Here is a 23,156-nt window from a genome sequence, read left to right as displayed (position 1 = left end):
ACGTATGAAGTTTACTGCCTTAATCATTCTTTTAGCGCTCAAAATCCCCGCTCGCGCCGTTATCAATACCAAATCGGACATTACGACGAATTTACCTGCGTTGACCACTTCCCCTCGCCGTTAGCGGTGTTATGATGGCGGGAATTTTTACCTATCACGTTTTAAGCGTCATTGAGAGCCTGAATATGTTAAAAAAACTTCTCTTTCCGTTAGTCGCTCTGTTTATGCTGGCAGGATGCGCCACACCGCCGACGACCATTGACGTCGCGCCGAAGATCACCTTGCCACAGCAGGATCCGAGCCTGATGGGCGTCACCGTTAGCATTACCGGCGCGGACCAGCGCCAGGATCAGGCGTTAGCGAAAGTCACGCGTAACAACCAGCTGGTAACGTTAACCGCCTCCCGCGATTTACGCTTCCTGTTACAAGAAGTCCTGGAAAAACAGATGACGGCGCGGGGCTATATGATCGGGCCTAACGGCGCGGTTAATCTGCAGATTATTGTTAACCAACTGTATGCTGATGTTTCCCAGGGCAGCGTGCGCTACAACATCGCGACCAAAGCGGATATCGCGATTATTGCGACCGCGGCAAATGGCAACAAGATGACCAAAAACTATCGCGCCAACTACTCTATTGAAGGGGCATTCCAGGCCTCTAACCAGAATATTGCCGACGCGGTGAACAGTGTTCTGACCGATACTATCGCTGATATGTCTCAGGACACCAGTATTCACGATTTTATCAAGCAAAACGCCCGTTAATAGCAACAACAAGACCCGGCAGAAGCCGGGTCTGTAGATGCCTATGTCAAGTCAATATTTACGTATTTTCCAGCAACCGCGTTCAGCCATTCTGCTGATATTGGGTTTTGCCTCCGGCCTCCCGCTGGCGCTCACCTCCGGTACGCTACAGGCGTGGATGACCGTCGAGAATATCGATCTTAAAACGATTGGCTTCTTCTCGCTGGTTGGTCAGGCCTATGTGTTTAAGTTTCTCTGGTCCCCGCTGATGGACCGCTACACGCCGCCTTTTTTAGGTCGTCGTCGCGGTTGGTTACTCGCCACCCAACTGTTGTTACTGGCGGCGATTGCGGCGATGGGCTTTCTTGAACCCGGCACGCAGCTACGCTGGATGGCGGCGCTGGCGGTGGTGATTGCTTTTTGCTCCGCCTCGCAGGATATCGTGTTCGACGCCTGGAAAACCGATGTTTTACCCGCAGAAGAACGCGGCGCTGGCGCGGCAATCAGCGTGCTTGGCTACCGGTTGGGGATGCTGGTTTCCGGCGGACTGGCGCTATGGCTGGCCGATCGCTGGCTCGGCTGGCAGGGCATGTACTGGCTGATGGCGGCATTGCTGATCCCCTGCATTATCGCCACCTTACTGGCGCCGGAGCCGACCGATAGTATCCCGTCCCCGAAATCGCTGGAACAGGCCGTCGTCGCGCCACTACGCGATTTCTTTGGCCGTAATAACGCCTGGCTGATTTTACTGCTCATTGTGCTTTATAAACTGGGTGACGCCTTCGCCATGAGCCTGACCACCACCTTTTTGATTCGCGGCGTCGGCTTTGACGCCGGCGAAGTCGGCGTGGTCAATAAAACGCTGGGCCTGTTGGCGACAATCGTCGGCGCGTTATACGGCGGCATATTAATGCAGCGTCTTTCGCTGTTTCGCGCGCTGCTGATTTTCGGCATTTTGCAAGGCGCGTCCAACGCCGGTTACTGGTTGCTCTCCATTACCGATAAAAACATGTTCAGCATGGGCGCGGCGGTCTTTTTCGAAAATCTGTGCGGCGGGATGGGGACTGCCGCCTTTGTCGCCTTATTAATGACGCTATGTAATAAGTCGTTTTCCGCAACACAGTTTGCCCTACTGTCGGCCCTCTCCGCAGTAGGCCGCGTTTATGTTGGTCCCGTAGCGGGCTGGTTCGTTGAAGCGCACGGCTGGCCGACATTCTACCTCTTCTCGGTTGTCGCCGCCGTTCCCGGGCTGTTACTGTTGCTGGTCTGTCGGCAAACGCTGGAATATAGCTGGCAGAGCGAGCGTTTCATTCCCCGCACGCAATACCGTGGCGCCTACAATTTCGCGCTTTCAATCCTGCTCGCGGGCGTCGCTTTGCTGGCGGTATGGGTACTCCTGCTGACCATGAACGCGGTGGATTACACCAACTTCTCATTCCTGCCCGGATTGCTTGAGACCGCGGTAGCGGTTGCCGTGTGCGGCATTGTCTTTGGCGGGTTGCTGGACTACCTGGCGCTACGAAAAACACGCCTGCTCTAAAACATTATTTGCCGTTGTAATAACGACCCGGAATTATAACGGCTAAATAACCATCAATTGATAAAAAATATATTTGTCTTTTTGTGCGCAACAGAATTTTGGAAATTATTGGTAATTTCTACGCTACCTATTTTCTTTACACGATTCAGCCGATTAAATTTAAATTTCTGCCGTTGATTGTCCTTTTATTGATAATAAATTGTTAAGTAATTGTTTTATTTTCACATTGGTTATACCAATTATCCCTCAACATCCCACTTACAGACCTCATCCGTTATAACGCAAAGTTTCAACAGTGTCTTAAAGTTATTTCGACATACTTGGCAACATATGTGACATGCGCGGCAGAACTTGGTAACACAGAACCAATCATGTTTACAGTAATGTAACCTTACCGTAAAATGCCCCTACACTTTAAACGCCACCAGGTCCCGTGGAATTGAGGTCGTTAAATGAGACTCAGGAAATACAATAAAAGTTTGGGATGGTTGTCATTAATTGCAGGCACTGCATTACTCAGTGGCTGTAATTCTGCGCTGCTGGATCCCAAAGGACAGATTGGACTGGAGCAACGTTCGCTGATACTGACGGCATTTGGCCTGATGTTGATCGTCGTTATTCCCGCCATCTTGATGGCTGTTGGTTTCGCCTGGAAGTATCGTGCGAGTAATAAGGATGCGAAGTATAGCCCGAACTGGTCACACTCCAATAAAGTGGAAGCCGTGGTCTGGACGGTGCCTATCTTAATCATCATTTTCCTTGCCGTACTGACCTGGAAAACCACGCACGCGCTTGAACCAAGCAAGCCGCTGGCGCATGACGAAAAACCGATCACCATCGAAGTGGTTTCCATGGACTGGAAATGGTTCTTCATCTATCCGGAGCAGGGTATCGCCACCGTCAACGAGATCGCCTTCCCGGCGAACACGCCGGTTTATTTCAAAGTGACCTCCAACTCCGTGATGAACTCCTTCTTTATCCCGCGTCTGGGTAGCCAGATTTATGCCATGGCCGGTATGCAAACACGTTTGCATCTGATCGCCAACGAACCCGGAACCTACGATGGCATCTCCGCCAGCTATAGCGGCCCGGGCTTCTCTGGTATGAAGTTTAAAGCTATCGCCACCAAAGACCGCGCAGAATTCGACCAATGGGTCGCAAAAGCGAAGCAGTCTCCGAACACCATGAATGATATGGCGGCGTTCGAGAAAGTGGCTATGCCAAGCGAGTACAACAAGGTGGAATATTTCTCCAGCGTGAAACCAGATTTGTTCAAGGACGTTATTAACAAATTCATGGACCACGGTAAGAGCATGGACATGACCCAACCTGAAGGTGAGCACAGCTCGCATGAAGGAATGGAAGGTATGGACATGAGCCACGCGGAATCCGCCAACTCCAAGGGTTGAGGAAGATAAGATGTTCGGAAAATTATCACTGGATGCAGTACCGTTCCATGAACCTATCGTCATGGTAACGATCGCTGCAATTATCGTCGGGGGACTGGCGATACTGGCAGCGATTACTTACTTCGGTAAGTGGACCTACCTATGGAAAGAGTGGTTAACGTCAGTTGACCATAAACGCCTCGGCATCATGTATATCATCGTCGCGATTGTGATGCTGTTACGTGGTTTCGCCGATGCCATCATGATGCGTAGCCAGCAGGCGCTTGCCTCCGCAGGCGAAGCGGGTTTTCTACCGCCGCACCACTACGATCAGATCTTTACCGCTCACGGCGTAATCATGATCTTCTTCGTGGCGATGCCCTTCGTTATCGGTCTGATGAACCTGGTGGTTCCGCTGCAGATCGGCGCGCGCGACGTTGCGTTCCCTTTCCTGAACAACCTGAGCTTCTGGTTCACCGTTGTCGGCGTTATCCTGGTTAACCTCTCGCTGGGCGTGGGTGAATTCGCGCAGACAGGGTGGCTGGCTTATCCGCCGCTATCGGGAATAGAGTACAGTCCCAGCGTCGGGGTCGATTACTGGATATGGGCGTTGCAACTCTCGGGTATTGGTACGACGTTAACCGGTATCAACTTCTTCGTGACGATCCTGAAGATGCGTGCGCCGGGTATGACAATGTTCAAGATGCCGGTCTTTACCTGGGCCTCTTTGTGCGCCAACGTACTGATCATCGCCTCTTTCCCGATTCTGACGGTTACCGTCGCGTTGCTGACCCTGGATCGCTATCTGGGCACCCATTTCTTTACCAACGATATGGGCGGCAACATGATGATGTACATCAACCTGATTTGGGCCTGGGGCCATCCGGAAGTGTACATTCTGATTCTGCCGGTCTTCGGGGTATTCTCCGAAATCGCAGCGACCTTCTCGCGTAAACGTCTGTTCGGCTATACCTCGCTGGTTTGGGCGACCGTCTGTATTACCGTACTGTCGTTTATCGTTTGGCTGCACCACTTCTTCACGATGGGCGCGGGCGCGAACGTTAACGCCTTCTTCGGTATCACCACCATGATTATCGCCATCCCGACCGGGGTGAAGATCTTCAACTGGTTGTTCACCATGTATCAGGGCCGTATTGTCTTCCATTCCGCAATGATGTGGACCATCGGCTTTATCGTGACCTTCTCGGTCGGCGGTATGACCGGCGTTCTGCTGGCGGTACCGGGCGCGGACTTCGTCCTGCACAACAGTCTGTTCCTGATTGCGCACTTCCATAACGTGATCATCGGCGGCGTGGTGTTTGGCTGCTTCGCGGGTATGACCTACTGGTGGCCGAAGGCGTTTGGCTTCAAGCTGAACGAAACCTGGGGTAAACGCGCCTTCTGGTTCTGGATTATCGGTTTCTTTGTAGCCTTTATGCCGCTGTACGTACTGGGCTTCATGGGCATGACCCGTCGCCTCAGCCAGCAAATTGATCCGCAGTTCCATACGATGCTGATGGTTGCCGCCGCCGGCGCCGCGCTGATTGCGCTGGGTATCCTGTGCCAACTGATTCAGATCTTCGTTTCTATTCGCGACCGCGATCAGAACCGCGATCTGACCGGCGACCCATGGGGTGGCCGTACGCTGGAGTGGTCAACCTCGTCTCCGCCGCCGTTCTATAACTTTGCCGTTGTGCCGCACGTTCACGAACGTGACGCCTTCTGGGAAATGAAAGAAAAAGGCGAAGCGTACCAACAGCCTGGACAGTATGAAGAGATTCATATGCCGAAAAATAGCGGTGCCGGTATTGTTATCGCCGCCTTCGCGACGGTATTTGGCTTCGCCATGATCTGGCATATCTGGTGGCTGGCGATAGTGGGTTTCGCAGGCATGATCATCAGCTGGATTGTAAAAAGCTTTGATGAAGATGTGGATTACTACGTGCCGGTCCCGGAAGTCGAAAAACTGGAAAACCAGCATTTCGATGAGATTACTAAGGCAGGGCTGAAAAATGGCAACTGATACTTTAACGCACGCGACTGCCCACGCGCACGAACACGGGCACCATGACGCAGGCCAGAACAAAATCTTCGGATTTTGGGTCTACCTGATGAGCGACTGCATTCTGTTCTCTATTCTGTTTGCTACCTATGCCGTTCTGGTGAACGGCACCGCTGGCGGCCCGACAGGTAAGGACATTTTCGAACTGCCGTTCGTTCTGGTTGAAACCTTCCTGCTGTTATTTAGCTCCATTACCTACGGCATGGCGGCGATCGCCATGCACAAGAACAACAAGAGCCAGGTTATCTCCTGGCTGGCGTTGACCTTCTTGTTTGGCGCCGGATTTATCGGGATGGAACTCTATGAATTCCATCACCTGATTGTTAACGGTATGGGCCCGGATCGCAGCGGCTTCCTGTCTGCGTTCTTCGCGCTGGTCGGCACGCACGGTCTGCACGTCACTTCCGGTTTGATCTGGATGGCGGTGCTGATGGTGCAAGTTGCCCGTCGCGGTCTGACCAGCACTAACCGTACCCGCATCATGTGCCTGAGCCTGTTCTGGCACTTCCTGGATGTGATTTGGATTTGCGTATTCACTGTTGTTTATCTGATGGGGGCGATGTAATGAGTCATTCTACCGAGAGCGGCGGCGCATCCCACGGCAGCGTAAAAACGTACATGACCGGCTTTATCCTGTCGGTCATCCTGACGGTTATTCCATTCTGGATGGTGATGACCGGCGCTGCCTCTCCGGCCGTTATTCTGGGATCTATCCTGGCAATGGCAGTGGTGCAGATTTTGGTGCATCTGGTGTGTTTCCTGCACATGAACACCAAATCTGATGAAGGCTGGAACATGACGGCCTTCATCTTTACCGTGCTGATCATCGCCATCCTGGTTGTGGGCTCCATCTGGATTATGTGGAACCTCAACTACAACATGATGATGCACTAAGAGCGGCGAGTATGATGTTTAAGCAATACCTGCAAGTAACGAAACCAGGCATCATCTTTGGCAACCTGATCTCGGTGATCGGGGGATTTCTGCTGGCCTCAAAGGGCAGCATTGACTATCCCCTGTTCATTTATACGCTGGTCGGGGTGTCACTGGTTGTGGCGTCGGGTTGTGTATTTAACAACTACATCGACAGGGATATCGACAGGAAGATGGAAAGGACCAAGAATCGGGTGCTGGTCAAAGGCCTGATTTCTCCTGGCGTCTCGCTGGTATACGCCACCCTGCTGGGTATTGCTGGCTTTATGCTGCTGTGGTTTGGCGCCAATCCTCTGGCCTGCTGGCTGGGGGTGATGGGCTTCGTGGTCTACGTTGGCGTGTACAGCTTGTACATGAAGCGTCACTCCGTTTACGGCACGCTGATTGGTTCTCTCTCCGGCGCAGCGCCGCCGGTGATTGGCTACTGCGCCGTAACGGGCGACTTTGACAGCGGCGCGGCGATTCTGTTGGCTATTTTCAGCCTCTGGCAGATGCCGCACTCTTACGCCATCGCCATTTTCCGCTTTAAGGACTATCAGGCGGCCAATATCCCGGTTCTGCCGGTGGTAAAAGGAATCTCAGTCGCTAAAAACCACATCACGCTGTACATCATTGCATTTGCCGTTGCAACGCTAATGCTAACGTTGGGCGGTTATGCCGGTTACAAATACCTGGTGGTCGCCGCGGCGGTCAGCGTTTGGTGGCTCGGCATGGCGCTACGCGGTTACAAAGTGGAAGATGATAAGGTCTGGGCGCGCAAGCTGTTCGGCTTCTCTATCATTGCGATTACCGCGCTGAGTATCATGATGTCCGTTGATTTTATGGTGCCGAATTCGCAGAATCTGCTGACTTACGTCTGGTAACAAGCGTTGCTATTGAAAAAACCGCCGTGTCGCAAAACGGCGGTTTTTTTATTCATTTCATCAGGCAGTAACGCCCCACGAGTTATCAATTCTGAATAATATGTAAATTATCCGTTTTCAGTAAATCAACTTTTTTACCATTGATTGTTGCCGTCGCTGACTTCACGGTGAAAGTAAGTTTATGGTAATCACATAAGTCACCGTTTTTCATCAGGAGATATCCCATCGACTTAAAAGAATCCCCCATACCCTGTTCAGTACCCAGAGTATTGAGGCCCAAAGGAGGAAAAGCGACCATTCTTTCGTCGCTAACTCCAACATCATTTTTTAATATCAATTCCACATGTAAGTTCGCAACATGAATTAACTTTTTCGTATTGACAACAAATCCAATCTGACACAGTGGAACATTATCAATCCTGCCAAATAATCCCGCATATTTTTCTAATGTTAACTCAGGAAGTTGCTGACTAAAATCATTACGACTCTTTCGATCTTTTTCACAATAATCAAGATAATCGCGTTGTGTCATCTTTTTTATATAGCTGTTATCGTAATAGTGCCAGGATTGTTGGCAATCGACATCTACACCCTGGCCATTAAAATACATCTGTGCTAAATAATCAGCGGCCGCCTGTAATTCTTTCTCATAAGCTTTTTTGAAAAAATACAGCGCCTTATCGTAATCAACGTTAACCAGTACGCCAGAATAGTACACACGACCTAACGTATACAATGCTTCTCCATTACCTTGCTGCGCCGCCATTTCATACCATTTCCGGGCTTTCTCTCCATCTGGTTGTAATCCCAATCCGGCGTGTTCATAAAGAAAACCTAACAGCGTCTGTGAGTCGGCATCCCCCTTCTCGGCCGAAATTCGGAGCCATTTCAGCGCTTCAGCAATATCTATCGTTTTCGTTGCATTATTAAAATATAAAGTAGAGACCAGTTTTGCCGTCTGATACGCGACCTTAGGATCACCCTCGCTCGCCCAGAGTATCGCTATACGCGCAAGATGTGATGAGTCAAAACCTATTCGACTCAGCAGTTTTCGCTCATCTGATTGCGGGGCATAAAAATAGAAACTTAAGCCTTGAATAAAATGAGGACGAAATGAAAGGTCTTGATATGCCTCAAGTTTATTACTATAAACACTCCCAATTATACGTTCAATCACCTTTTTATCGAGATTGATATTGGATAGATTAATTTTTTCTCTAAGCTGTTTTGCTAATGTTTCCGCTTGTGTAATATCCTTTTGGGTACCGATGCCATACTCATAGAAATAAGCCGCATTAAAGCAACCATAATCACCGTCCAAATCACAAGCCTGTTCGTAGTACTTTATTGCCTGCGGAATATCCACAGATACTGAAACACCGTACTCATAAATAAACCCCAGTTCCGCCAGCGCTTGGGCGTTATTATCTTTGGCTAACGCTTTTAGCTCATTTAGCGCCTGAATATCTTTCTGCGCAATACGGCTATACAACGCGTCAATATCATCACCTGCCTGGCATACCGATGCGAAAGAAAGCCAAAGCAGAAGCAAAAAATTCCATTTCCGTTTTATCATTTTTCATTCCCTTATTCTTTATCTAAAAAGCGCACACTGTCAGCTTTCAGTAAATCGACATTCTTACCGTTAATCGTTGCCGTAGCGGATTTCAGCGTAAAATGGATATCGCCGATTCCGTGACAAAAATCTTGCGTATACAGCGGGAGATCGTATGGGGTAACGAGAGGATCAACATCATGATTTTGCATATCTATCCCCAGAGTATTCAAACCGAATGGCGGAATCATCAACGTTTCCTCAGTTGCCATTCCATCAGCATTCTTCAGCTCAAGCGTAATATGCAAATTCGCCATGTTACGGATTTTATCTGTGCCAATCTGAAAAATTAGTGCGCATTCTTTCGGTTTAGCCGTTATCCCGCGAGAGAAAATACTCTCTTTTTTTAGGGTTACTTTGGGTAAAGCATCCGCGTTGTTTTTTCGACTCTGAATATCCGCTGCGCATTTACTCAAAAATATTTTTTCCTCAACTTTCTTACCTACATATCGAGATGCTTTCTTGTAATACGACCAGGCTTTATCACAATCAGGTGCAGTACCTAAACCGTTATAATACATCCAACTCAACGGCATCGTTGAGCGCGAATTAGTACCATCATTTTCAACCTGCGTAAATAATGCCAGCGCTTTAGCGTAATCAGTGCGCCCTGTTACGCCAGAATAATAGATTTTACCTAACGCAATCTGTGCATCGCTGTCCCCCTGCTTAGCCGCCTGTCCATACCATTTTTGTGCTTCCTGAATGTCTGGCTTAATCCCCCACTCATCGCCCTCTCCCCCCGAATAAATACCCCCCAAGAGAGATTGGGCCTCAACGACGCCTTTTTCCGCGGCGGCGCGAAACCACTTCAATGACGCAGGTCTGGCTTGATAAGGCTCGTCCGCATAGCGACCGGAAAAGTCATTAAGGGTGAGTCGCCCCATCTGATAATCCATTTGCGGGTCGCCATCCTGCGACCATAACGTAGCCAGCCGAAATGTTTTTTCCTGGTTAAATCCAATACGGCTAAAAAAAAGCGCATCGCTCTCGGGTCTATTATTTAGAGCATGAATTAGTATACTAATAAATGCCGCCCGCTGCGATTTATCCGTATCGGCCAATGCTTTTGCCATGTAAATTTCTTGCGAAAACTTATCAATATATTCTTGCTCAATCAATAAATTATCCAGATTCATTTTCTTAGCATACTTATTGGCCTGAGCGCTATCTTTCGCCACTCCGTCGCCATACTGATAAGCATACTTCACATTATAACAGCCGTAGTTACCGCCAAGTTCACAGGCCTGCTTGTAATACTGCAACGCCTGTTCGCGATTCATCGGCACACCAATACCGTATTCATGGATAAACCCCAGCTCATCCAGAACCGAGGCTCTTTTCTCTACGGGCAAAGCATCAATATCTTTCTGGGTAAGCGCAGCATATTTTACATCATCTTTACCGTTGTTCTCTGATGCATTTACCTGGCTAACAAATAAAATACCCGCCACAATACATAATGATAAATATTTAATTTCCATAACGAATTCACTCCTTGAATAATATAATAAATGCGACTGCTGACGAACCTTCTGCCTGATAAACGCGCGCCATCACGCAGAAAGTTTGCTATCAGTCTCGGCGTTGTTGAATAAATCAAATTTTCAGGAGATGGACGAATCTGATCATTGCAGTCGTTTCAGAATCGGGTTCCTATGGCAAAGCAAAAGTTTAAAGTCACCCACCGGCCAGCCACACTCAGGCAGCGCGGTTCGCTGACAGTCTGGCTTGACGAGTTCTGCTATTGCGGCATGGAGCAACAGCGCACACAGCCTGAAGGCCGTAGCTAACCGCTACACTATACTGATATGGCTCAGATAGCCACTACAGCTCAAGGAGATCGGAATATGAATGAGCACAAGGCTATGCTGACTCTCCCGATCGCCCCTATCGTGTTAACAATTTATCTCTTTTTTAGCTCAACTGTTTCAAAAACATAATATTTGCTAATTAACCCTCTATTTACCCGGCACACTCCCCGCACTACACTACTCCCAGCTTTTATACAGAGGTGGCAATGAACGATTATAAAATGACGCCAGGGGAGCTGCGCGCCACATGGGGTTTAGGGACCGTCTTTTCGTTGCGTATGCTGGGCATGTTTATGGTTCTACCAGTACTGACCACATACGGTATGGCGCTACAGGGCGCCAGCGAAGCATTAATCGGCATTGCGATCGGCATTTACGGGCTGGCGCAGGCTATCTTTCAAATTCCCTTTGGGCTGCTGTCCGACCGCATTGGCCGTAAACCGCTGATTGTCGGCGGACTGGCGGTATTTGTCGCGGGTAGCGTCATTGCCGCGCTCTCCCACTCAATCTGGGGCATTATTCTGGGGCGAGCGCTACAGGGGTCCGGCGCTATTGCCGCCGCCGTCATGGCGCTCCTGTCTGACCTGACCCGAGAGCAAAACCGTACCAAAGCGATGGCGTTTATCGGCGTCAGCTTTGGTATCACCTTCGCGATTGCGATGGTATTAGGGCCGATCGTTACCCATAGTCTGGGATTGAACGCGTTGTTCTGGATGATCGCCGCCCTCGCCACCCTGGGCATTCTTCTGACGATCTGGGTGGTTCCCAACAGTACCAACCATGTGCTGAATCGCGAATCCGGGATGGTCAAAGGCAGCTTCAGTAAAGTGCTGGCGGAGCCGAGGCTGCTCAAGCTTAATTTCGGCATTATGTGTCTGCATATTTTATTGATGTCCACCTTTGTCGCCCTGCCCGGCCAGCTTGCCGATGCCGGTTTTCCTGCCGCCGAACACTGGAAGGTGTATCTGGCAACCATGGTGATCGCCTTTGCCGCCGTCGTGCCTTTTATTATCTATGCTGAAGTCAAACGGCGGATGAAGCAGGTATTCCTGTTCTGCGTGGGGCTCATTGTCGTCGCAGAAATCGTGTTGTGGGGAGCGGGCCAGCATTTCTGGGAGCTGGTGATTGGCGTACAACTCTTTTTCCTCGCCTTTAATCTGATGGAGGCGCTGCTGCCTTCGCTGATTAGCAAAGAGTCGCCCGCGGGGTATAAAGGAACGGCGATGGGCGTCTATTCTACCAGTCAGTTTCTTGGCGTGGCGCTTGGCGGTTCGCTGGGCGGCTGGATAGACGGCACGTTTGATGGGCAAACCGTTTTTCTTGCCGGGGCCGTACTGGCGATGGTATGGCTGGCGGTGGCAAGTACCATGAAAGAGCCGCCCTATGTCAGCAGCCTGCGCGTGGAAATTCCAGCGGATATCGTTGCTGACGACAGGCTAAAACAGCGACTGTTGGCAATGAAAGGCGTAAGCGAAGCGCTGATCGTGGCGGAAGAGCATTCCGCTTACGTCAAAATCGACAGCAAAGTGACCAATCGCTTTGAAGTTGAACAGCTTATCAGCAAAGGATGAATGCAGCATTGCCGGATGGCGACGAGGCTCTATCCGGCATAACAACTTAATCGCGGAAGTTTTTGAACTGGAACGGCTGGCCCAAATCGCCGCCGCGAACCAGCGCCATTACCGATTGCAGATCGTCACGTGATTTGCCCGTCACGCGAATCTCTTCCCCCTGAATTTGCGCCTGCACCTTCAGTTTGCTGTCTTTAATCAGCTTGACGATTTTCTTCTGCACGGCGCTTTCAATGCCCTGCTTCAGCTTCGCTTCCACATACCAGGTTTTACCGCTATGCACGAACTCGTCCGGTACATCCAGCGAAGCGCCTTCAATACCGCGTTTAAGCAGCTTGGCGCGCAGAATATCGAGCAACTGATTGACCTGGAAATCGGACTCGCTCAGCACCTTGATGGTTTTATTGGCATCGTTCAGTTCAATAGTCGCCTCTACGCCACGAAAGTCAAAACGAGACTCAACCTCGCGAACCGCGTTATCCACGCCGTTACGCGCTTCCTGCAGATCAACTTCAGAAACAATATCGAAAGATGGCATCTTTTCTTCTCCCTTCATTTTCGTTGCGTTGCATAATACCTGCAACGAGGCTTAACGAGAAGCTTAGCTGATGACGCTATAATTAGCGCCATAACACCTGGCGCTGTTGCAGGTGAGGAGGAACAATGAAAATTACTGTACTGGGATGCGGAGCCTTAGGACAACTTTGGCTTTCGGCACTGTGCAAACACGGACATGACGTACAGGGCTGGCTACGGGTGCCACAACCTTATTGCAGCGTAAATCTGATCGATACCGATGGTTCCTTTTTCAACGAATCACTGACGGCAAACGATCCGGATTTTTTGGCGAAGAGCGAACTGTTATTAGTCACGCTGAAAGCGTGGCAGGTTTCCGACGCAGTACGAACCCTGGCGTCAACCCTACCGGTGACCTCGCCTATTCTGCTCATTCATAATGGAATGGGAACCATAGAAGAACTGCAAAATATCCAACAGCCGATGTTGATGGGGACTATCACCCATGCTGCGCGCCGCGACGGTAATATCATTATTCATGTCGCTAACGGTACTACGCATATCGGCCCGGCGCGCGAGCAAGACGGCGATTACAGTTATCTCGCCGATATCCTGCAGGGGGTACTGCCCGATGTCGCCTGGCATAACAATATCCGCGCAGAGATGTGGCGCAAACTGGCGGTCAACTGTGTTATCAACCCGCTCACCGCGCTTTGGAACTGCCCGAACGGCGAGCTGCGCCATCATACTGATGAAATCAACGCGATTTGCGAAGAGGTCGCCGCCGTGATTGAACGTGAAGGCTACCACACATCGGCAGACGATTTACGCTATTATGTTGAGCAAGTGATTGACAGTACGGCAGAAAACATCTCATCCATGTTGCAGGACGTGCGCGCCATGCGCCATACCGAAATTGACTACATCACCGGTTATTTACTCAAGCGCGCCCGCGTGCACGGTCTCGCCGTTCCGGAAAATAGCCGCCTGTTTGAAATGGTAAAGCGAAAGGAGAGTGAGTATGAGCGCTCAGGCACTGGTATGCCTCGCCCCTGGTAGTGAAGAGACCGAAGCGGTCACCACTATCGATCTGCTGGTTCGCGGCGGAATCCACGTCACTACCGCCAGCGTCGCCAGCGATGGCAACCTGACGATTGTCTGCTCGCGCGGTGTAAAGCTGCTGGCGGATGCGCCGCTGGTTGAAGTTGCCGACGGCGATTATGACATCATCGTGTTGCCCGGCGGAATTAAAGGCGCCGAGTGCTTTCGCGACAGCCCGCTGCTGGTCGAAACCGTAAAACAGTTTCACCGCTCCGGGCGCATTGTCGCAGCCATTTGCGCCGCAGCCGCCACAGTGCTCGTGCCGCACGATATCTTCCCTATCGGCAATATGACCGGTTTTCCAGCGCTGAAAGATAAGATCCCCGCCGAACAGTGGCAGGATAAGCGTGTGGTGTGGGATGCGCGGGTAAAATTATTAACCAGCCAGGGACCGGGTACCGCTATCGATTTTGGCTTGAAAATCATCGACCTGTTGGCTGGTCGTGAAAAAGCGCATGAAGTGGCTTCGCAACTGGTGATGGCGGCGGGGATTTATAACTACTACGAATAAGAATGATTGCCGGATGGCGGCGTAAACACCTTATCCGGCCTACAAAACGGTACAGTCTGTAGGCCGAATAAGCGGCAGCGCCATCCGGCAGTTATTTTACGGGCGTTCGCCCTGCGCCAGACGCGCATTAATATGCGCAATCACCCCAGGTAAATCCGCCAGTGAATCCACCACGTAATGCGCCCCGGCGGCATACAGCTTGCTGGCCGCGTGCTCGCGGCGGACCGCAACGTCCTCTTGCGACATTGTCTGATAGGCGTCCCATGTTGCGCCGAATTCGTTACCCGATACCGCCAGCCCCACCGCCCACATACCCGCGTTAAGCCCCTCGCTAATGCCCGGCGCGGCATCATCTACCTTCACACAGTGCGCGACCGCATCAATGCCCAGCGCAATCACGTTTTGCAGCGCCATCCACGGCCCCGGGCGACCACCCGCGGCCAGGTCGTCCGTTGCCACCCAATGATCCGGACGATAACCATGCTCAGCGGCGGCGGGAACCAGGCGCTCCATCACCGCTCGTGGGTAACCGGAGCAGGAGCCTATCTTGATACCCTCGGCTCGTAGCGCCGCGATCGTGTCGATAACTCCGGCAATAGGAGAAGAAAAATCGACAACTTTAGCAATCTGTAGCGGCATGAAGGCGGCATAGATGGCATCAATATCTGCTGCGCTCATGGAGCGGCCAAACTTTGCCTGCCAGCGCGCGTCAACAGCAGGTAATTTTCCCAGCGCTTCAATGTGTTGCCATTTACCCAGCCCCATTGGCACGCGTGCTTCGGCGAGGGTGATCTCCACATCAAATGCCTGACGGAACGCCTCGACGAAAATTTGCGTCGGCGCGAAGGAGCCAAAATCGACGGTGGTGCCCGCCCAGTCGAGAATAACAGCGTGAATACGGTTCATCATGGTTCCTTATTTCGTCCAGTACATGGCGGTACGAATGGCGGTCAGCAGGGCAGTGATATCGGCGGCATATACTTCACCAATGTTGCCGATGCGAAAGCAGTCGCTTTGCGACACTTTGCCTGGATAGATAACAAAGCCCTGCTCTTTGAGGCGGCGATAAAATTCGCTAAAGCGATACTGCGGGTCTTCCGGTGAATAAAAGGCGGTGATAATGGGCGAGTGAAGTTCGTCATCCAGCAGCGTGTTAAAGCCCAGCGCCCGCATTCCGGCCACCAGGCTGCGCTGATTTTGCTGATAGCGTTGATGACGTGCCGCCACGCCACCTTCTTTCGCCAGCTCTTTCAACGCCTGGGCAAACGCCAGGACGGTATGAGTGGGCGAAGTAAAACGCCATTTGCCGTGGTTATCCTCCATGCAGCGCCACTGGGCGTAGAGATCTAACGACAGCGAGCGGGAACGCCCTTTGCACGCGGCCAGTTTTTGCTCGCGGGCAATCACGAAGGCAAAACCCGGCACGCCCTGAATGCATTTATTGGCGGAGCTGATCAGATAATCGATGTGTAATGCTGCAATATCCATGGGGATGCCGCCGAAGCTGCTCATGGCGTCAACGATGTAGGTTTTGCCATAGCGATGCGCCAGATCGCCCACCTCATCAATGGGGTTGAGCATCCCGGTGGTCGTTTCGCTATGCACCATGGCGATATGGCTGATCGTCGGGTCGGCGTTGAGGATCGCGTCGATCGCCTGCACGTCCGGGCGCGCAACTTCGCCGCAGTCGTAAGCGTGATGGGCGATACCCATAAGGCCGGCCATCTCGACCATTCGTGCGCCGTATGCACCGTTGCTGACGATCAGCACCTTATCCTGCGGCCCCAATGCGCTGCCCAGTACGGCTTCCACAGCATAGCTGCCGCTGCCTTGCAGCAGTACGGAGGTGTAGCCTTCGGAGGCCGTTGCCAGTGCGGTCAACTGCTGGCGGATCTGTTCTACCACGCCGATATTGTAATCATCATCCCAGGTACAGCTATCGAACAACATCGCTTCTTTCACGGTGCGAGAGGTGGTGAGCGGGCCAGGAGTCAGCAGCAGATAGTTACGCGAAGTCATGTTATTTACCTTTGGTCTATACCAGATTGCATTTATCATGACGATCTTTGCCGCGACGGGTCAAAGAGAAAATCGCGCTGCAACAAAAAATTCATCTCTGCTTGTATAATGGCGGCAGGTAAAACGGAAGCGAGTAAGCATGAAATCTATCCCGGGCGATATCCCGCAGTACCTGTTGATCAAGGCGCAGCTTCAGGCGCGTATTCAGAGCGGTGCGTTGAAAAGCGGTGATAAACTGCCGTCTGAACGCGAACTGTGCGCGATCTTCAACACCACGCGCATTACTATCCGCGAAAGTCTGGCGCAGCTGGAGTCCAGTGGGCTTATCTGGCGCGCCGATCGTCGCGGTTGGTTCGTTACGCCGGAACGCCTGTGGCTGGATCCGACCCAGAACACCAACTTCCATAAGCTTTGCCGCGAGCAGGGGCGGGAGCCAAAAACCGCGCTACTGAGCGGCGTGTTAACCACCGTGCCTGTCGAGGTTATGGAGCCCCTCCAGCTCCAGCCGTTTGATCAAATCTATCTGCTGACCCGTCTGCGTTACGCCGATGGCCGCGCCGTGTGCTACTGCGAAAACCATTGTTTGCCCGCCCGCGTGCCTGAGCTGCTGCAGTACGATCTCAACGGCAGCCTGACCGAGGTATACGAGTCGCACTACAACCTCGTCTATACCAGCATGCATCTGTCGTTCTACCCCACCGCCATGCCTGCGCAGGCCGCACATGCGCTGGGAGTTATGGAAGGACGCCCGGCGCTGTTGCTGCGCCGTCTGAACTACGATCAACACGGGCGAGTGCTGGATCTGGATATCGAATACTGGCGTCACGACAGCCTGCGCATTGAGGTAGATACCCACTAGCGGGTGCGCCGGATGTTGGCTGCGGGCCTTATCCGGCCTACCAATCGTATCGTCTCACGGCTATCCGGATAAGCGCAGCATCCTCCGGCGTGGACTGATTTATTTCTCTTTCATCGTTTTGTCACATAAGCCGTTTAGCGTAAAAAGCAAACCTGGTATAGGCCAGAAAATGCAACGTACGCTATGAGGCTATTACGATGAAACTTTCCCGACTTGCTCTGCTGTCTGTCTTCGCTCTCGCCAGCGCCCCGTCATGGGCGGAATCAGTGGTCACGGTGTACTCCATCGACGGGCTGCACGATGGTGATAACAGCTGGTACCAGGTGCAGTTTGACGCATTCACTAAAGCGACCGGCATTACCGTACGCTATGTTGAAGGCGGTGGTGGCGTGGTAGTGGAACGTCTGGCAAAAGAGCGTACGAATCCACAAGCCGACGTGCTGGTAACCGCGCCGCCATTCATTCAGCGCGCCGCCGCCGAAAAGCTGCTGGCGAACTTTAACACCGACGCCGCATCGGCTATCCCCGATGCCAACAACCTTTATTCGCCGCTGGTAAAGAATTATCTGAGCTTTATCTACAACAGCAAGCTGCTGAAAACTGCCCCGGCGAGCTGGCAGGATCTGCTTGACGGTAAATTCAAAAATAAACTCCAGTATTCCACGCCAGGTCAGGCCGCTGACGGCACGGCGGTGATGCTGCAGGCTTTCCACAGCTTCGGCAGTAAAGATGCCGGTTTTGCGTATCTCGGCAAGCTGCAGGCCAATAACGTCGGGCCATCTGCCTCTACCGGCAAGCTAACCGCGCTGGTTAATAAAGGTGAAATCTACGTCGCTAACGGCGACCTGCAAATGAACCTCGCGCAGATGGAACGTAACCCGAACGTGAAAATCTTCTGGCCGGCCAACGACAAAGGCGAGCGCAGCGCGCTGGCCATCCCTTATGTCATTGGCCTGGTCCAGGGGGCGCCGCAGAGTGAAAATGGTAAAAAGCTGATTAACTTCCTGCTGAGTAAAGAAGCGCAGACTCGCGTCAGCGAACTCTCCTGGGGAATGCCGGTACGCAGCGACGTGACGCCGAGCGACGAACATTATAAGGCCGCCACTGCCGCGTTAGAAGGCGTGCAGAGCTGGCAGCCCAATTGGGATGACGTAGCCGTTTCGCTGTCGGCAGATATTAGCCGTTGGCACAAAGTGACCGAAAGCGAGTAAGCCTGATGCTGATGAAAACGACCGCCGTTCACGCCCCTGCATCGCAGGGGACATCGGGGATAGTCCTCGACTCGCTGCGCGTTGCGTATCACGGCAACGTGGTGCTTAAACCGCTCTCTTTGACGATTGAACCTGGCGAAGTGCTGGCGCTGATTGGCCCATCAGGATCTGGAAAAACGACGGTGCTGCGTGCGGTTGCGGGCTTTGTGCAACCTGCAGGCGGTCGTATTCTGATTGGCGATACGGACGTCACCCATCTGCCACCCTATAAACGCGGGTTGGCGATGGTGGTGCAGAACTACGCCTTGTTCCCGCATCTGAAAGTGGAAGACAACGTCGCTTTTGGTCTGCGTGCGCAGAAGCAGCCAAAGGCGCTAATTAATGAGCGTGTCACGCAGGCGCTGAAAACGGTTGGCATGAGTGATTACGCCACCCGTTATCCGCATCAACTTTCCGGCGGCCAGCAGCAACGCGTGGCCATCGCCCGCGCGATTGCCGTGCGCCCGCGCGTGCTGTTGCTGGATGAACCACTGTCAGCGCTGGACGCACAGATTCGTCATAATATGGTGGAAGAAATCGCCCGTCTTCACCATGAGCTGCCAGAACTCACTATTCTCTACGTCACCCACGATCAAACGGAAGCGCTCACCCTGGCCGATAAAATCGGCATTATGAAGGATGGCTCGCTGATTGCTCACGGCGAAACCCGCGCGCTATATCAGCATCCGCCCAATCGTTTTGCCGCCGAATTCTTAGGTCGCGCCAATATTCTCTCCGCCATTGCGCTGGGGATAACGGAGATTCCGGGGTTGGTGGACGTCAGCTGCGGCGGTGCGGTGATTCGCGCGTTCAGCCGGGGCAGCCACCACGGTTACAACAAACTGCTGTGCATTCGTCCTCAGCACCTCAGCCTGACGCCGCGTTCGGCCTACAGCAACCGCTTCAACGCCACACTGCAATCGGTGCACTGGCAGGGCGATTTAACCCATCTGTTGTGTGACGTTGCTGGCGAAACGGTGCGGATGGTGTTGACGCATGTCAATCCGCTGCCGCGCGTGGGCGACAAGCTGGCGCTGTGGTTCGAACCGGATGATGCGGTCCTGATTGAGGTATAACCATGTCACTCATTTTACCTCTGGAAAAACCGGCGCTTAACCTACGCCCGCTGCTGTGGCTGCTGCTCCCGTTGCTGGTGCTGGCGACGCTGTTTTTCTGGCCTCTGTCGCTCATCGTTGAACAGGCGCTACGCGGTGCCAATGGCGAGATCGGGCTCGAGACCTTCCGCCAGGTGGTCGACTCGAAACGCTTTGTCGGCGCGTTGCTGAACACGTTGCAAATCGCCTTTTTCGCCACCGCCGGTTGCCTGCTGCTGGGCAGCGTGATGTCGCTGATTCTGGTGTTTATTCCTTTCCCCGGCAGCGAGTGGATTGGTCGGGTCGTCGATACTTTTATTGCGCTGCCGACCTTCCTGATTACGCTGGCGTTCACCTTTATTTATGGGTCAGCGGGTCTGCTCAACGGTACGCTGATGAGCCTGTTTGCCTTTGAGCTACCGCCGGTAGATTTTCTCTACTCGATGCAGGGCGTCATTCTGGCGGAGATCACGGTGTTCACTCCGCTGGTGATGCGGCCACTGATGGCCGCGCTGCGGCAAATTGATAAAAGCCAGCTAGAGGCAGCCAGCATTCTGGGGGCGCACCCGTTACGGGTGATTGGGCAGGTGATTTTCCCGGCGGCGCTACCGGCGCTGATGGCTGGTGGCAGCCTGTGCCTGCTGTTGACCACTAACGAGTTTGGCATCGTACTGTTTATTGGCGCGAAAGGGGTTAACACCCTGCCGATGATGGTTTACAGCAAAGCGATTCTGGAGTCCGACTATACGGTCGCCTGCATGATTGCGTTGATTAACATTGTTTTGTCGCTGGGGCTGTTCTCCCTCTATCGCCTGGCGGCATCGCGTACCGGCGTAAGGAGCTAGCCATGCTAATTTGGTCACCTAAAGGACGCGCAGCGGCGGGCGTTGTGGCTAGTGTACTGTTTATCGTGTTCTTTTTCCTGCCGCTGGCGGTGATTCTGATGTCCAGCCTTAGCCAGCAGTGGAACGGTATTCTGCCGAGTGGCTTCACGCTGAACCACTTTGTTAACGCTCTGCACGGTGCGGCATGGGACGCCCTACTTGCCAGCCTCACGATTGGCTTTTGCGCCAGCCTGTTTGCGCTGCTTTGCGGCGTTTGGGCGGCGCTGGCGCTGCGTCAATATGGGGTGAAAACGCAGAAATGGTTAAGTATGGTGTTCTATCTGCCGAGTGCGATTCCGTCAGTGTCCGTGGGCCTGGGCATTCTGGTTGCTTTCAGCCAGGGGCCATTGCAAATGAACGGCACCCTATGGATTGTGCTGACAGCGCACTTTGTGCTGATTTCCGCCTTTACCTTCAGTAACGTGTCGACCGGACTGGCGCGAATTTCCGCCGATATTGAAAACGTCGCGTCGAGTCTGGGGGCATCGCCCTGGTATCGTCTGCGTCACGTGACGTTGCCGTTATTGATGCCGTGGATGATGTCAGCGCTGGCGCTGAGTTTATCGCTCTCCATGGGGGAGTTGGGCGCGACGATGATGATTTATCCGCCGGGCTGGACGACGCTGCCGGTGGCTATCTTTAGCCTGACCGACCGTGGAAATATCGCCGACGGCGCGGCGCTGACCATTGTGCTGGTGGTCATTACGCTGCTGCTGATGATGAAGCTGGAGCGCATTGCAAAACGGTTGGGGCAGAAATAAAACGGTAGGCCGGGTAGGACATAGCCGCCCCCCGGCAAAGGAATTACGGACGATACACCTTCACATTGGCAAACCCCTGTTCGCGCAGATAGAGCGCCTGCAGGCGACTCATTACGCCGCGTTCGCACCATAGCAGCCAGGTTTTGCTCTGATCGAGGTCGCCAAATTTAGTACTCAGCTTGTAGAAAGGCAGCGAAACGACGTCGACGCCTTCCACTTTCAGCGGCTTGTCATCCTGCTCATCGACAGAACGGATATCCAGAATCACATCGTTGGCGCCAAAACCGCTCACGGTTTCTACTTCCACCACCTCCTGCTGGGTCTGCTGGGCGATTTCACGAATATCGACGTTGTTCGCTTCTTCTACCACCTTATCGAGAATACTGAAGTCGAAATTTTCTTCTTCGGCTTCAATTTTCGCTTTAATGGCTTTCACCGTCGGACTTTTTGAAATCACGCCACAGTATTCCGGCATCGTACGGGCAAAATCTTCCGTACCAATCTGGCGCGCCAGGTTGATAATGTGCTCTTTATCGTAAGAGATCAGCGGGCGCAAGATCAGCGTGTCAGATACGTTATCGATCAAGCGCAAGTTGGTTAGCGTCTGGCTGGATACCTGGCCCAGCGCTTCGCCGGTCACCAGCGCCTGTACGCCGTAACGTTCCGCCACTTTCGACGCCGCGCGTACCATCATACGTTTGAGCACCACGCCCATCTGGCCGTCGTCAACTTTCTCCAGAATCTCGCCGACCACCGGTTCGAAGTTAATCGCCACAAAACGCACGCGATGGGAGCTGCCAAAGCGGTTCCACAGGTAATGCGCCACCTGGCGAACGCCGATTTCATGCGCCGCGCCGCCGAGGTTAAAGAAGCAGTAGTGTACGCGGCAGCCGCGACGCATCAGCATATAGCTGGAGACGCCGGAGTCAAAACCGCCGGAGATCAGCGACAGCACATCTTCCTGGGTGCCAATCGGGAAACCGCCAATACCTTCATAACGCCCTTTGATCAGCAGCAGGCGATCATCTTCCACTTCCAGATGCACCGTCACATCCGGGTTAGTGAGCTTCACGCGCGCCGATTCAATATGCTGATTTAATCCGCCGCCGACATAGCGCTCCACCTCAATGGAGCTAAACTCATGCTTACCGCGACGTTTTACGCGCACGCAGAAGGTTTTGCCTTCAAGCTGCTCGCGATACTGCGCCAACGCTTTCTCAAAAATGTCGTGCATATCGGTGAACGGCACATCTTCGACTTCAAGAATATGGTGAATCCCCGGAATGCGGGTCAGCGCGTCGCGAATCGCCAGACGCTGGTTTTCATCTTTGGCGCGAACTTCAATGTTATCCCAGTGACGGACAACCGCGAGGGTCTCATCGTAGTGCTTTAAAACGTTACGGATGTTCCCGGTTAAAATTTTTATAAAGCGCAAACGCACAGATTGGCTTTTGATAGTGATTTCCGGGAACAATTTAATGATAAACTTCATGGCGGCAATGGTTCTTTAGCAAGCTATCTAAGGCTTGTCGTGGAGAAATAGTACAGCAGCCCATACCTACGGCTGCATCCAGGCGCGGAAGTATATCACTATCACGGACATCTTGCGCATTTCCCCTTACCATTGCGCGT

General features: G+C 52.6%; 21 protein-coding genes and 1 pseudogene. 16 read left to right on the top strand and 6 right to left on the bottom strand.

Translation table 11 applies throughout. The annotated features are described in order from the left end of the window. Positions 1 to 185 precede the first annotated feature (185 nt). The 7 genes from J4645_RS01000 (at position 186) to cyoE (ending at position 7,529) form a co-directional block, all read left to right on the top strand. Complete coding sequence (locus J4645_RS01000; RefSeq protein ID WP_001539323.1) at positions 186 to 764, top strand: lipoprotein; 579 nt, start codon at positions 186 to 188, stop codon at positions 762 to 764. A 43-nt stretch (positions 765 to 807) separates the two neighbouring features. Continuing rightward, positions 808 to 2,283, top strand: a complete 1,476-nt coding sequence (gene ampG, locus J4645_RS00995) for a muropeptide MFS transporter AmpG (RefSeq protein ID WP_000098466.1) — start codon at positions 808 to 810, stop codon at positions 2,281 to 2,283. Between the two features lie 452 nt (positions 2,284 to 2,735). Then, positions 2,736 to 3,692, top strand: a complete 957-nt coding sequence (gene cyoA / locus J4645_RS00990) for a cytochrome o ubiquinol oxidase subunit II (protein ID WP_001239448.1) — start codon at positions 2,736 to 2,738, stop codon at positions 3,690 to 3,692. 10 nt (positions 3,693 to 3,702) lie between these two features. Then, positions 3,703 to 5,694 carry a cytochrome o ubiquinol oxidase subunit I gene (cyoB, locus tag J4645_RS00985; RefSeq protein WP_000467158.1) on the top strand — a complete coding sequence of 664 codons (1,992 nt, stop codon included), beginning with the start codon at positions 3,703 to 3,705 and terminating at the stop codon, positions 5,692 to 5,694. Next, entirely contained in the window at positions 5,684 to 6,298 is a 615-nt protein-coding gene (locus J4645_RS00980; RefSeq protein WP_000179833.1) for a cytochrome o ubiquinol oxidase subunit III, read from the top strand. Before cyoB ends, J4645_RS00980 begins: the two co-directional genes overlap by 11 nt. Then, entirely contained in the window at positions 6,298 to 6,627 is a 330-nt protein-coding gene (locus J4645_RS00975; RefSeq protein WP_000019878.1) for a cytochrome o ubiquinol oxidase subunit IV, read from the top strand. Before J4645_RS00980 ends, J4645_RS00975 begins: the two co-directional genes overlap by 1 nt. An 11-nt stretch (positions 6,628 to 6,638) precedes the next feature. Beyond that, complete coding sequence (gene cyoE, locus J4645_RS00970; protein WP_000971352.1) at positions 6,639 to 7,529, top strand: heme o synthase; 891 nt, start codon at positions 6,639 to 6,641, stop codon at positions 7,527 to 7,529. Positions 7,530 to 7,614: 85 nt separating this feature from the next. On the opposite strand, the gene J4645_RS00965 is transcribed toward cyoE, so the two are convergent. Next, the gene (locus J4645_RS00965) at positions 7,615 to 9,105 is read right to left on the bottom strand and encodes a tetratricopeptide repeat protein (protein WP_023214887.1); all 1,491 of its coding nucleotides are present in this window, start codon (positions 9,103 to 9,105) and stop codon (positions 7,615 to 7,617) included. An 11-nt stretch (positions 9,106 to 9,116) separates the two neighbouring features. Continuing rightward, positions 9,117 to 10,628, bottom strand: coding sequence for an SEL1-like repeat protein (locus tag J4645_RS00960; protein WP_023214886.1), 1,512 nt, complete (start codon positions 10,626 to 10,628; stop codon positions 9,117 to 9,119). Positions 10,629 to 10,802: 174 nt separating this feature from the next. Here J4645_RS00960 and J4645_RS22135 point away from each other — a divergent pair. Together J4645_RS22135 and J4645_RS00955 are read left to right on the top strand one after the other, a co-directional pair. Then, positions 10,803 to 10,934: pseudogene (locus J4645_RS22135) on the top strand (IS5/IS1182 family transposase); the annotation flags it as partial. Between the two features lie 230 nt (positions 10,935 to 11,164). Then, positions 11,165 to 12,529, top strand: a complete 1,365-nt coding sequence (locus tag J4645_RS00955) for an MFS transporter (protein ID WP_001000938.1) — start codon at positions 11,165 to 11,167, stop codon at positions 12,527 to 12,529. 46 nt (positions 12,530 to 12,575) lie between these two features. On the opposite strand, the gene J4645_RS00950 is transcribed toward J4645_RS00955, so the two are convergent. Beyond that, on the bottom strand, positions 12,576 to 13,067 hold the full coding sequence (locus J4645_RS00950; RefSeq protein WP_001138913.1) for a YajQ family cyclic di-GMP-binding protein: 492 nt from the start codon (positions 13,065 to 13,067) through the stop codon (positions 12,576 to 12,578). 125 nt (positions 13,068 to 13,192) lie between these two features. On the opposite strand from J4645_RS00950, the gene panE reads away from it, so the two are divergent. Both panE and yajL read left to right on the top strand, forming a co-directional pair. After that, complete coding sequence (panE, locus tag J4645_RS00945) at positions 13,193 to 14,104, top strand: 2-dehydropantoate 2-reductase (RefSeq protein ID WP_000705816.1); 912 nt, start codon at positions 13,193 to 13,195, stop codon at positions 14,102 to 14,104. After that, positions 14,067 to 14,657, top strand: a complete 591-nt coding sequence (gene yajL, locus J4645_RS00940; protein ID WP_001275807.1) for a protein deglycase YajL — start codon at positions 14,067 to 14,069, stop codon at positions 14,655 to 14,657. The genes panE and yajL overlap by 38 nt, the downstream gene beginning before the upstream one ends. Before the next feature lie 96 nt (positions 14,658 to 14,753). On the opposite strand, the gene phnX is transcribed toward yajL, so the two are convergent. Together phnX and phnW are read right to left on the bottom strand one after the other, a co-directional pair. Continuing rightward, positions 14,754 to 15,563, bottom strand: coding sequence for a phosphonoacetaldehyde hydrolase (gene phnX / locus J4645_RS00935; RefSeq protein ID WP_023214885.1), 810 nt, complete (start codon positions 15,561 to 15,563; stop codon positions 14,754 to 14,756). Between the two features lie 9 nt (positions 15,564 to 15,572). Continuing rightward, positions 15,573 to 16,676 carry a 2-aminoethylphosphonate--pyruvate transaminase gene (phnW, locus tag J4645_RS00930; protein ID WP_001648064.1) on the bottom strand — a complete coding sequence of 368 codons (1,104 nt, stop codon included), beginning with the start codon at positions 16,674 to 16,676 and terminating at the stop codon, positions 15,573 to 15,575. A gap of 139 nt (positions 16,677 to 16,815) precedes the next feature. Here phnW and phnR point away from each other — a divergent pair, with 139 nt between their 5' ends. From phnR to phnV, 5 genes are all read left to right on the top strand, one after another. Next, entirely contained in the window at positions 16,816 to 17,535 is a 720-nt protein-coding gene (gene phnR / locus J4645_RS00925; RefSeq protein WP_001628453.1) for a phosphonate utilization transcriptional regulator PhnR, read from the top strand. Between the two features lie 197 nt (positions 17,536 to 17,732). After that, positions 17,733 to 18,746 carry a 2-aminoethylphosphonate ABC transporter substrate-binding protein gene (gene phnS, locus J4645_RS00920; RefSeq protein WP_000778008.1) on the top strand — a complete coding sequence of 338 codons (1,014 nt, stop codon included), beginning with the start codon at positions 17,733 to 17,735 and terminating at the stop codon, positions 18,744 to 18,746. 5 nt (positions 18,747 to 18,751) lie between these two features. Then, positions 18,752 to 19,861 carry a 2-aminoethylphosphonate ABC transport system ATP-binding subunit PhnT gene (gene phnT / locus J4645_RS00915; RefSeq protein WP_000928792.1) on the top strand — a complete coding sequence of 370 codons (1,110 nt, stop codon included), beginning with the start codon at positions 18,752 to 18,754 and terminating at the stop codon, positions 19,859 to 19,861. 2 nt (positions 19,862 to 19,863) lie between these two features. Next, positions 19,864 to 20,724, top strand: a complete 861-nt coding sequence (gene phnU / locus J4645_RS00910) for a 2-aminoethylphosphonate ABC transporter permease subunit (protein ID WP_001602773.1) — start codon at positions 19,864 to 19,866, stop codon at positions 20,722 to 20,724. 2 nt (positions 20,725 to 20,726) lie between these two features. Then, the gene (phnV, locus tag J4645_RS00905) at positions 20,727 to 21,524 is read left to right on the top strand and encodes a 2-aminoethylphosphonate ABC transport system, membrane component PhnV (RefSeq protein ID WP_023214882.1); all 798 of its coding nucleotides are present in this window, start codon (positions 20,727 to 20,729) and stop codon (positions 21,522 to 21,524) included. 43 nt (positions 21,525 to 21,567) lie between these two features. Here the strand turns inward: phnV and thiI are convergent, their stop codons facing one another. Continuing rightward, complete coding sequence (thiI, locus tag J4645_RS00900) at positions 21,568 to 23,016, bottom strand: tRNA uracil 4-sulfurtransferase ThiI (RefSeq protein WP_000668648.1); 1,449 nt, start codon at positions 23,014 to 23,016, stop codon at positions 21,568 to 21,570. Positions 23,017 to 23,156: the final 140 nt, after the last annotated feature.

It is taken from the genome of Salmonella sp. 32082101201600294FB01SM01 (genome assembly GCF_017572865.1).
Classification (GTDB): Bacteria; Pseudomonadota; Gammaproteobacteria; order Enterobacterales; family Enterobacteriaceae; genus Salmonella; species Salmonella enterica.
Note: the sequence above shows the minus strand (reverse complement) of the source record. Positions and strands in the feature narration are given on the sequence as shown.